Source organism: Flavobacterium bizetiae (genome assembly GCF_902804475.1).
Classification (GTDB): domain Bacteria; phylum Bacteroidota; class Bacteroidia; order Flavobacteriales; family Flavobacteriaceae; genus Flavobacterium; species Flavobacterium bizetiae.
The window spans coordinates 1-7,071 of sequence record NZ_CADCSU010000136.1; the positions used below are offsets into that span (position 1 = coordinate 1).

Annotated in this window: 7 protein-coding genes; 1 reads left to right on the forward strand and 6 read right to left on the reverse strand. The window is 34.2% G+C overall.

The window, feature by feature from the left end; all coding sequences use genetic code 11:
* The first annotated feature begins 130 nt into the window (after positions 1 to 130).
* Positions 131 to 718, forward strand: coding sequence for a DUF4142 domain-containing protein (locus tag FLACOL7796_RS18795; protein WP_173972296.1), 588 nt, complete (start codon positions 131 to 133; stop codon positions 716 to 718).
* 314 nt (positions 719 to 1,032) lie between these two features.
* Here FLACOL7796_RS18795 and FLACOL7796_RS18800 read toward each other — a convergent pair whose 3' ends face one another.
* The 6 genes from FLACOL7796_RS18800 to FLACOL7796_RS18825 form a co-directional block, all read right to left on the reverse strand.
* Positions 1,033 to 2,391 (reverse strand): amidohydrolase, encoded by a 1,359-nt coding sequence (locus FLACOL7796_RS18800; RefSeq protein WP_173972297.1) that lies wholly within the window; start codon positions 2,389 to 2,391, stop codon positions 1,033 to 1,035.
* 138 nt (positions 2,392 to 2,529) lie between these two features.
* On the reverse strand, positions 2,530 to 3,378 hold the full coding sequence (locus FLACOL7796_RS18805) for a helix-turn-helix domain-containing protein (RefSeq protein ID WP_173972299.1): 849 nt from the start codon (positions 3,376 to 3,378) through the stop codon (positions 2,530 to 2,532).
* A 244-nt stretch (positions 3,379 to 3,622) separates the two neighbouring features.
* On the reverse strand, positions 3,623 to 4,675 hold the full coding sequence (locus FLACOL7796_RS18810; protein WP_173972301.1) for an NAD(P)-dependent alcohol dehydrogenase: 1,053 nt from the start codon (positions 4,673 to 4,675) through the stop codon (positions 3,623 to 3,625).
* Between the two features lie 258 nt (positions 4,676 to 4,933).
* Positions 4,934 to 5,338, reverse strand: a complete 405-nt coding sequence (locus FLACOL7796_RS18815) for a cupin domain-containing protein (protein ID WP_173972302.1) — start codon at positions 5,336 to 5,338, stop codon at positions 4,934 to 4,936.
* 95 nt (positions 5,339 to 5,433) lie between these two features.
* The gene (locus tag FLACOL7796_RS18820; protein ID WP_173972304.1) at positions 5,434 to 5,850 is read right to left on the reverse strand and encodes a (R)-mandelonitrile lyase; all 417 of its coding nucleotides are present in this window, start codon (positions 5,848 to 5,850) and stop codon (positions 5,434 to 5,436) included.
* A gap of 188 nt (positions 5,851 to 6,038) precedes the next feature.
* Positions 6,039 to 6,911 (reverse strand): helix-turn-helix domain-containing protein, encoded by an 873-nt coding sequence (locus tag FLACOL7796_RS18825; protein ID WP_173972306.1) that lies wholly within the window; start codon positions 6,909 to 6,911, stop codon positions 6,039 to 6,041.
* Positions 6,912 to 7,071: the final 160 nt, after the last annotated feature.

Sequence of the window (7,071 nt, forward strand, 5' to 3'; positions counted from 1 at the left end):
ATATAATACTATTTGTATTACATATTAATCTTTCATAAATCCAAATCATATAACATTATTCAAAAATACTGTAAGACATTCTTGACACAATGTGAATAATTTTACATTATAACATTTAAACGATTAAATCATGAAAAAAATACTTTTAGCCGGAACAGCAATTTTAGGAGCAGGATTACTTATTTTATCTTTAAACTCTTGTAAAAATGAAAACAAACAAGAAGATCCTAAAGAAGTAGCGGAAGATGCAAACGAAGCAAAATTTGATACTCTTAATAATAAAGAAGATGATTCTGAATTTTTAGTGGATCAGGCAGAAATTAATTTAGCCGAGATTGAACTTGGAAAATTAGCGCAACAAAAAGGTACTAATGCAGAAGTGAAAAAATTTGGTAAAATGCTTATTGACGAGCATACTAAATCAGCATCTGAAGTAAGCGCTTTGGCAAAAGCTAAAAACTTTACTCTACCAACTTCTTTAACTGAAGACGGACAAGAAGAGTATAAAAAATTAAACGAAAAATCAGGTCTTGATTTTGATAAAAAATTCGTAGACATGATGATCGATGGTCATGAAAAAGCAATTGACAAATTGCAAAAAGCATCAAAAGATGCTACTGATAATGATGTTAAAGTTTGGGCATCGAATAATATAGCACCGCTTACAGCTCATTTAGAGCATGCGAAATTGCTAAAACAAAATTTAGATAAAAAATAAATTTAATTGGTTATTATTTATTTTAAAAACCCCTCAAGAGTTGAATTGCTTGAGGGGTTTCTATTTTAAAGGTTCTGAGGTTCTAAGTTGCTAAGATTCTAAAGTTTCTTTTTAAGGGACAAAGGTTTTTGTAGAGACACACAGCAGTTCGTCTTTTCTTGCATGTATTATAATTGAATAATTTTTAGATAGATTAAAACCCATCTATTTTCACGAAGCCCCCAAACTTCGCGATAAATCTTTAAGATATAAATATGACAATTACAGTTCTACCTTAGTACCTTAGCAACTTAGAATCTTAACACCTAAAAAACTTAAGAAATATCTCCTGCAATCTTTCTTCCTTTATAAAAAACACCTTCTCTTTTCGGTAAACGTGCTACGGCTTCGGCAGAACAGCTTGCTTTTACCAGGATAAAATTGGCTTCGTTATCTACCGCTGGCCAAACACGGCTTCCGGCATCATTAAGAGGTAAAATTTCATCTTTTGTAGCAATGTGCAAAGATCTGCTTAGATTATATTCGTCTGTCCAGCCGTAAAGCTGAGCGCATAATTTTGCTTTTTCTAGCATATCGCAAGTCCCGAAAGGCTGCCAGTGATCGACAATACTGTCGGTTCCTGTCATTAATTTTACACCATATTTTTTCAAAGTTGGAATTGGCATTATCGTTTTCCCAATCGGAATTCCCGATACTACTCCTATTCCCAGATTTCCCATTTGTTCGGCGATTTTCTCCAAATCTTTTGGATCCATTTTCGCAAGCGCAAAACCATGACTGATATATGTTTTTCCTTGTAATTGTTTGTTTTCTTCGGTCTTTTTAATCATGTATTCGATCGCCGCTTTACCAGATGGTATCGATTCATGCAAATGTATATCGACACCTTTATTATTATCAAGTGCAATTTGAAACATAACATCAAGAGATTTCTCCATATTACCATCAACATTGGTTGGGTCAAGTCCGCCAATGAAATCAATTCCCATTTTTGCCGCTTCTCTTAATAAAGGTTCACATTGCGAATACAAAATCCCGTGTTGCGGAAAAGCAACGATTTCTGAACCAAAGCTGTCTTTATTTTTTTCTAAAGCCGCCTGTAAGTGTTCTAAACTTTTTAATCCACTTACAGGATCAATATTACATTGGCAACGCGCAAAATAACTTCCTTGGCTTTGCATTAGTTTAATGGCTTCTTCTGCTTTATGCTGAGAATCCGGTAACAATTGCGGAATTAACTTTTGCTCCAGCGTGATCATATCTTTTACCGTATAACCTTTTCTTGGCGCTGCATTCCAGGTTCCGCTGCCATAATACGTTTTATCAATATGAATGTGCATATCACGCAATCCCGGAAGCATCAAAAGTCCTTTGGCATCAACGGTTTTCAGTTTCAACGCTGGTTTTGTTGTGGTAATGCTTTTTATTTTACCATTGGCAATATGAATATTGTATAAGGCTGTTTTGGTGGCGATTACTTCATTTTTATCATTATATTCAAAACCATCTTCTAATCGAACATTTATCAAAAGATATTCGTTTAAAGCAGTTTTATTTTCTTCTGGTAAAACTTGTGCAACTGCATTTCCTCCAATTCCTGAAAACAATGCGGCTCCGGTTGCTGCGGCACCTAATCCTAAGAATTTTTTTCGGCTTATTTTATGATCTTCCATAAATTATATATTATCTTCTTTGCGTTTGTTATACGATTTTACAATAACACTCTAATAATCAACAGCATTAATTGCATTGCAAAATTCGTTATAAACTCAAAACGATAACGGTAATATTACGGAGAAAGATGGTAGAAATTATAATTTTTTAAAATCACCGGGAGTTTTTCCGGTATACTTTTTAAATACTTTACTGAAATAGGTATTATCATTAAAACCCAGTTGATACCCAATTTCTTTTATAGACAAATCGGTACTGGTAAGTAAGCGTTTTGCTTCGAGAATAGTTCTTTGTTTGATAACATCGCTTGCCGGCATTTTTAAATATTTCTGCGAAAGGATATTGAGATAATTTGCCGTAATATTTAATTTATCAGCATAAAAATTCACCGAAGATTCTTCATTAAAATGATCATCAATTAGCGTATTAAACCCTTTTATAATTTTTTCTGGTTTGGTTGATGAATCATGTTCCGGAAATTGATTTAAATATTCTTTTTGCAATAACTTCAGCATTAAATGTAAACGCAATAAAAGAATTTCTTTGGTAAGAACATCATTATCAGACAATACTAATTCTATTTCATGCAAATGAATTTTAAATTCTTCAAACTGTTTTTTATCTAAAGACAAACAAGAGGGAACACTTTGCTCAAAAAACGGAAATGATCCTAAATTCGAAAATATAGTAATGACATCTGCCGCAAGCATTAATTGAAAACCGGAAGTATCGACATCGAGCGACCAGTTATGAACCTGCCCTGCCCTGATAAAATAAACCTGATAATCGTTTACTATATATTGAGTAAAATCGACATTGTGAACTCCTGAACCTTTTTCTACAAAAAACACCATGTAAAAATCGTGCTTGTGAGGCTGCTCAAATTCGTTTCTTCCTTTTACGCTATGGCGAAACAAGGTAATCCCCAAGGTTTCTTCTCCGAGTATATTGCCAACAGATAAAACAGGAATCGAATGTTTTTGCAAGAGAAAGTGATTTGTTATTGAATTTCAAAATTAATAATTAAATAGTATCAATTTTGAAAAGAATAAAAAAAGGTCTGACTTAGAGAGTCAGACCTTTTTAAATATTTATTCACGTTGCAATCTTTTAGTTCGCGCAAAGACGCAAAGGCGCAAAGTTTTATTTTTGAAACCTCTGAAACTTTGTCTCTATGAAACTTTGAACCTGCTTTAAAAAACTTAGCAACTTAGAACCTTAGTCACTTAGCTACTTAAGAGAAGCCATATCAATTACAAAACGGTATTTAATATCTCCTTTTAGTAATCTTTCGTAAGCATCGTTTACTTCATCAACACCAATAATTTCGATGTCGGCAGTAATGTTATGTTCTGCACAAAAGTCTAGCATTTCCTGAGTCTCAGCAATTCCGCCAATATTAGAACCTGCAAAACTTCTTCTACCTAATAATAAACTGAATGAAGTTACCGGAAGCGGTTCCATTGGAGCACCAACCAAAGTAAGCGTTCCGTCTACTTTAAGTAGGTTTAAATACGCATCAATATCATGTGGAGCTGATACGCAATCTAAAATAAAGTTTAGCGTTTTAGCATATTTTGCCATTTGTTCAGGATCTGTAGATAAAACTACTTCGTCTGCTCCTAAACGTTTTGCATCTTCGGTTTTAGACAATGAAGTTGTAAAAACCACTACATGAGCGCCCATTGCTTTTGCCAATTTAATCCCCATGTGACCTAAACCACCAATACCTACAACACCTACTTTTTGTCCAGGACCAACATTCCAGTGTTTTAGCGGAGAATAAGTGGTGATTCCGGCGCAAAGTAAAGGCGCAACTCCGGCAAGATCAAGTTTATCTGAAATATGCAGTACATAATTTTCATCGACTACAATACTTTGAGAATATCCTCCAAAAGTTTGTCCGCCTAAATGAACGTCAGGAGAATTGAACGTTAATGTATTTCCCGGATCGCAAAATTGCTCTAAACCATCTTTACAATGTTCGCATTCTCTACAAGAATCGACCATACAGCCTACTCCGGCTAAATCGCCTACTTTAAAACCTTTTACGTGATCCCCCACTTTTGTTACACGACCTACGATTTCGTGGCCTGGAACTATCGGGTAAATAGTTCCGTGCCATTCGTTTCTCGCCGAGTGTAAATCTGAGTGGCAAATTCCGCAATATAAAATTTCGATTTCGACGTCGTGCGCTAAAACCTCTCTACGCTGAATATCTAATGTTTGTAAGGGTGCTTCGGCAGCTTCTGTGCCAAAGGCTTTTATGTTTTTTGTTTGCATGTTTTTGTTTTTTATTTTTAAGGTACTGAGACGCTAAGTAGCTAAGGTTCTGAGTTTTTTTTGTTTTAGAGTTGGTATAGTTTCGCGCAGATTTAAGAGAATTTAATTCAAATCTTTTAAAATCTGCGTGAAAAAAATAATATTTCTCGCAAAGTCGCAGAGTCGCAAAGTTTTCTTCTGCAATGCGTTTTAAGATCATGAGTTCCTATTCACTTAGTAACTTAGTAACTTAGAACCTTAGCAACTCAGCAACTTAGATTACTTTCCAAAACTGAAGTACTCTTCATCGGTTACGCTTTCTAACCAAATTCCTTTTCCTTTGTCGATTTCTGTGATGATGCTAATGTGCGAAAATCGGCTAAAAGGTGTTGCGCCGTACCAATGTTCTACACCTGGTAAAATCGTAATTACCTCATCTTTATGAAGCAAACGAATCACAGAACCTTTTTCCTGATAATAGCCAATTCCGTCAGTTGCGATAAACAATTGCAAACTTGCGTTAATATGCCAGTTGCATCTCGATCCGGGTTCAAAAGAAACTTCTTTAATCATGGTGTTGTCCGGATGAATATTGCTGGTTTGTTTTTTATAAGAAACAGTACCAGTCATAAAAGTATTCGGGACTTTGCCCTCTTCAATAGCGGAAGTATAAAGTGTTGACATAAAATTGATTTTTTGAGATTGGAATTTTATTTAAAATAAGATCTAACAAAACCATTAATTAAGGTTAGATCAACCAAACAACACTTTTACTTTAATTATTTAAAGCTATTATATTGTTCGTCGGTTACTGGTTCAAGCCAGTCTACAATACCTTTTTGAGTATTGGTACTAATAGCAATATGGGTAAATTCATTATCCGGAGCAGCTCCGTGCCAATGCTTTAATTCGGGTTGAATGTTGACAACATCACCTTCCTGAAGTAACTGAATTGGTTTTCCTTCTTCCTGATAATATCCTGTTCCTTTTGTAACTATTAATATTTGTCCGCCGGGATGTGTATGCCAATTGTTTCTCGCACCTGCTTCGAAAACTACATTACCAACGGCAGTATTTAAAACCGGATCATTTGGAACCAACATTTTCACCCATGCTTTTCCTGTAAAATAATCCGCTGAAGCTAGATCTCCTTTTGGAAAAATAGTTTCATTTAATTGATTTTCTGGTTCTTTCATAATTATTTTGTTTTTGTATATCAGTGCTGGAAACTAAATTAGAAAGCTAGAATGCGCTTTATAGAAGTTATATTTAGTCAGCGAAAAACCGATAGAGGTTAATACTAATTATTTCAGGGCAAAAGTAGTTTAGCAACAACAATTAGAAATAACAATATTCAAACAAAAAATTAAGAATATGAAACAATTTACGATCGTAACGATTTTGGGATCGTTCCTGTAAGTCTTTTAAAGTAATTATTAAAATAACTCGGATATTCAAATCCTAACGAATATCCTATATCAGAGATGCTCCAATCCGTGTGTTGCAGTAATGCTTTGGCTTCGCCAATGATTCTCTCCGTAATATGCGCTGTTGTTGGTTTTCCGGTAACTTCTTTTACAGAACGGTTTAAATGATTCACATGTACAGACAAACTTTGTGCATAATCCTGAGGCGTTTTTAGTGCCAAAGGTTCATTTTTTGTTTCTATAGGAAATTGTCTTTCTAATAATTCTAAAAATAATGAGGTAATTCTCGACGAAGCATTTTTATGTTTAAAGAAATTTTCTGAAGGCTGCATTTTCATCGATTCATGCAAAATCAGATTGATGTAATTTCGAATTAAATCATCTTTAAAAACATAATCGGTTTCTTGTTCTTCGATCATTTTTTTAAACAACGAATCTATAAACACTTTTTGCTCAGCCGATAAGGTAAAAATAGGAGTTCCGCCAATTTTAAACAAAGGCGATTCATGAAGACTTTCAGAACGATCATTGGCTTTCAAAAATTCTTCGGTAAAAACACAAGCGTATCCTTCATATTCCGGTGAAATAATTTCCCATGAATACGGAATATGCGGATTTCCGAAGAATAATATCGTACCATCGGTTTCTATACCGCGGTCCGCGTAATGAATTAAACTCTTACTGGTATTAATACATATTTTATAAAAATCCCTGCGGTTATACGTCGGAATCTTACTAATTGTATCGTTTACTTCGTATACTTTAAACCCTTTTAGCTTTAAATCGTTTATACCAAGTTCAGAAGCCTGATAATCTAATTGCTCTTTCATGCAGCAAAGTTATGAAAATCAAACAAAAAAAACAGTTTCAGGTTTAAAATGAATTGTGCTGAATTTAACCGCAAAGATTCTGTGTTGATTTCCAAATTTAAATCTTAATTTTTATTAGTTTTGCTTTTCAAGACAGTCATTGAGCTAGTCTCTATAGCGT

Coding starts and splice junctions, on each gene's coding strand:
- FLACOL7796_RS18795 (WP_173972296.1), top strand. CDS start 131: ATGAAAAAAATACTTTTAGCCGGAACAGCAATTTTAGGAGCAGGATTA.
- FLACOL7796_RS18800 (WP_173972297.1), bottom strand. CDS start 2,391: ATGGAAGATCATAAAATAAGCCGAAAAAAATTCTTAGGATTAGGTGCC.
- FLACOL7796_RS18810 (WP_173972301.1), bottom strand. CDS start 4,675: ATGCAAACAAAAAACATAAAAGCCTTTGGCACAGAAGCTGCCGAAGCA.
- FLACOL7796_RS18815 (WP_173972302.1), bottom strand. CDS start 5,338: ATGTCAACACTTTATACTTCCGCTATTGAAGAGGGCAAAGTCCCGAAT.
- FLACOL7796_RS18820 (WP_173972304.1), bottom strand. CDS start 5,850: ATGAAAGAACCAGAAAATCAATTAAATGAAACTATTTTTCCAAAAGGA.
- FLACOL7796_RS18825 (WP_173972306.1), bottom strand. CDS start 6,911: ATGAAAGAGCAATTAGATTATCAGGCTTCTGAACTTGGTATAAACGAT.